The organism is Tabrizicola sp. (assembly GCF_036781545.1).
Lineage (GTDB): Bacteria > Pseudomonadota > Alphaproteobacteria > Rhodobacterales > Rhodobacteraceae > Tabrizicola.
Window position 1 is genome coordinate 1 of record NZ_DAIQAT010000259.1, and the last position, 3,095, is coordinate 3,095.

General features: G+C 67.0%; 2 protein-coding genes and 1 pseudogene. 2 read left to right on the plus strand and 1 reads right to left on the minus strand.

Annotation, left to right across the window (positions count from 1 at the left end; all coding sequences use genetic code 11):
• Positions 1–117: pseudogene (locus tag V7Q39_RS20330) on the minus strand (RNA polymerase-binding protein DksA); the annotation flags it as partial.
• Positions 118–238: 121 nt separating this feature from the next.
• On the opposite strand from V7Q39_RS20330, the gene V7Q39_RS20335 reads away from it, so the two are divergent.
• A complete protein-coding gene (locus V7Q39_RS20335; protein ID WP_333818433.1) occupies positions 239–1,078 on the plus strand; it encodes an AAA family ATPase in 840 nt (279 codons plus the stop codon).
• Positions 1,079–1,650: 572 nt separating this feature from the next.
• Positions 1,651–2,967 (plus strand): DUF2927 domain-containing protein, encoded by a 1,317-nt coding sequence (locus V7Q39_RS20340; RefSeq protein WP_333818432.1) that lies wholly within the window; start codon positions 1,651–1,653, stop codon positions 2,965–2,967.
• Positions 2,968–3,095 lie beyond the last annotated feature (128 nt).

Sequence of the window (3,095 nt, forward strand, 5' to 3'; positions counted from 1 at the left end):
GTCGTTCATGAACGGCTCGTCTTCGGCGGGGCGGTAATCGTCGGGCAGGAAAACTTCGGCCTTCATCGAAACTCTCTCCTTCGCGCCGGACCTTGCCGACAGGTGGGCTTCTGTCATGGCGCGCTCCTGTTGCGCGGGCATGTATCCCAAGCCCGGAGGATTGTCACTAGCGGTTGCGACATTTTCTGGGCATGGGTAGGGTTTGTGAATGGCCGGGAAACAGGATGTTGAAAGCGCAATGAAATTCGCCTCGACCGAAAGCTATGTAGCGTCCGACGATCTGGCGCTTGCAGTGAACGCTGCGGTGACGTTGCAGCGGCCCCTTCTGGTCAAGGGAGAGCCCGGCACCGGCAAGACCGAACTCGCGCGGCAGGTGGCGCAGTCGCTGGGGCTGCCGCTGATCGAATGGCATGTGAAGTCGACCACCAAGGCGCAGCAGGGACTGTACGAATATGATGCGGTCAGCCGCTTGCGCGACAGCCAGCTGGGTGAGGCGCGGGTGCATGAGGTGCGCAACTACATCCGCAAGGGCAAGCTCTGGCAGGCCTTCGAGGCCGAGGGGCGCGTGGTTCTGCTGATCGACGAGATCGACAAGGCGGATATCGAGTTTCCGAACGACCTGTTGCAGGAACTGGACCGGATGGAGTTCCACGTCTACGAGACGGGGGAGACGGTGCGGGCGAGGCACCGGCCGGTGGTGATCATCACCTCGAACAACGAGAAGGAATTGCCAGACGCCTTCCTGCGGCGCTGCTTCTTCCACTACATCCGCTTCCCGGATGCCGACACGCTGGCGGCAATCGTCCGGCTGCATTTTCCGGGGATCAAGGAGGCGCTTCTGGCCGCCGCGCTGACGCAGTTCTACGAGCTGCGCGAGGTGCCGGGGCTGAAGAAGAAGCCCTCGACCAGCGAGGTGCTGGACTGGTTGCGGCTGCTTCTGGCCGAGGATCTGGCGCCAGAGGATCTGCGCGGAGAGGCGAGGAACGCCCTGCCCCGGCTGCATGGGGCGCTGTTGAAGAACGAGCAGGATGTGCAGCTCTTCGAGCGGCTGGCCTTCATGGCGCGGGGGCAGCGGTAGCCTCGGCATCGTGACGGCGGCGGGCTTCCGTCAGGTCTTCGGCGATGGCGGAGAGCTTGGCGGGGCACCTTTTCGGTGATCGCGCCGTTGACGTTGCGGAGCGGCCGGTTGCCGCCGCGCCGAAGATCGGCGGCAATGTGATGCGCGCGGAGGCCGTGGCTGGAGCCGAAGCAGGAGCGGATGAACTCCGGTCGGGTCCAGATGGCCCAGATCGGGGCGACCGGCGAAATGGTGCGGGAGGCGCAGTGCTGGCGCTATTGTCGTCCATTCTCGGCGGCCTCCTCGTTCATCCGGGCGATGAGCGCATCCATGCGCTCGAAGGCGCCCTCCACCTCAATCCCGCAAGCCGAATCACTTCTCGTCGGTTTGCGGCGGGGAAAATCCCGGCGAATGAGTGTTGGATTTGTAATATTCCATGAGGTGCACGGATACATCCTGCGACCAGCCGCACTTCAACCGCGAGGGATAGTGGCTGGAAAATCCGGGATTTTCCCGAATTGACTCGAGGGCCTTCGGGCCGGAGACTTGTCCCTGCCCTGCTGCCCGGGGCGCGCTGCCAGACTGGTTCCTCGATGCGCCTGCCCCTGTTTCTGACCGCCCTTTGCGCGCTTGCCGCCTGCGCTCCGCCTGCGCAGGTGTCGAAGAACCACCCACCGATGGCGGTGGGGGTGGGCTTCGGCGACCCTTCCGCCTATCGCGCGCTGGCGATGCCCTCGGGCGGCTCGTCGCGGACGCAGGACTTCATGGACCTGACCTTCGCGATGGAAAACGGGCGCGGGCTGGAGACGTTCAGCCGGTTCGAGGGGCCGGTCACGGTGGCCCTGCGGGGGAACGCCCCGCCCACCGCCGCCAAGGACCTTGCCGCTCTGATCGGGCGGCTGCGGAACGAGGCGGGGATCGACATTTCCCCGGCCACCGGCCCGGCGACCATCACGGTGGAATTCGCCTCGCGCGCGGAACTGCGGCGGCTGGCGCCCACGGCGGCCTGTTTCGTGGTGCCGAACGTGTCCTCGCTGGCCGACTACCGCCGGTTGCGCGGGTCAAAGCGGGTGGATTGGGCCACTGTCACCCGGCGCGAGAGCGCGGCGATCTTCATCCCCTCCGACACCAGCCCGCAGGAAGTGCGCGACTGCCTGCACGAGGAGCTTGCCCAGGCGCTGGGGCCGCTGAACGACCTTTACCGGCTGTCCGACAGCGTCTTCAACGACGACAACTTCCATTCGGTCCTGACCGGCTTCGACATGGACATGCTGCGGATGACCTACTCGCCGCAGCTTTCCAGCGGGATGAGCCGCGAGGAGGTTGCCGCAAGGTTGGGCACGTCGCCGGTCGTGGGTCCGGGCAACCCTCCGGACTGGACCCACGCCATCGAGGCGGCGCTTGGGAAGACCGGCTCGCTCACCACGCGGAAGGTGGCAGCCGAGCGGGCGCTGGCCATCGCGCAAGCGAGCGGCTGGCAGGACGGGCGGCTGGCCTTCAGCTACTTCGCGGTCGGGCGCCTGATGGCAGGGTCGGAGCCGGTGCGGGCGCTGGATGCCTTCGACCGCGCGGCGCTGCTTTATGCCCGCCTGTCGGGGGGCGAGTTGCAACTCGCGCATATCGACATGCAACTGGCCGCGATGGCGCTGGCCGGCGGCCTGCCGGAAGAGGCGTCGCGGCTGGCCGACCGGGCGATGCCGGTGGTGAAACGGCACGAGAACGCCGCCCTCCTCGCCACGCTGATGCTGATCAAGGCCGAGGCGCTGGAGAAACTGGGCAACCCCTCGGCTGCGGCGGCGCTGCGGATGGACAGCGCACCCTGGGCGCGCTATGGCTTCGGCCCTGACAGCCAGGTCAAGGCCCGGATGCGCGACATCGCCGCCGTGGCGGACCGGGCGGCGAAGGGCTGAGGGGGCTGGTGCCCCGGAAATGGGGCGCGATGTTCGTGATCGGCGGTCTTCTTCTGGGCGCAATCGGCGGCGGCCTGCGGGCCAGGGTGCGCGGCGGCAAGCTGGCCGACATCCTGCTTTATGCGGCG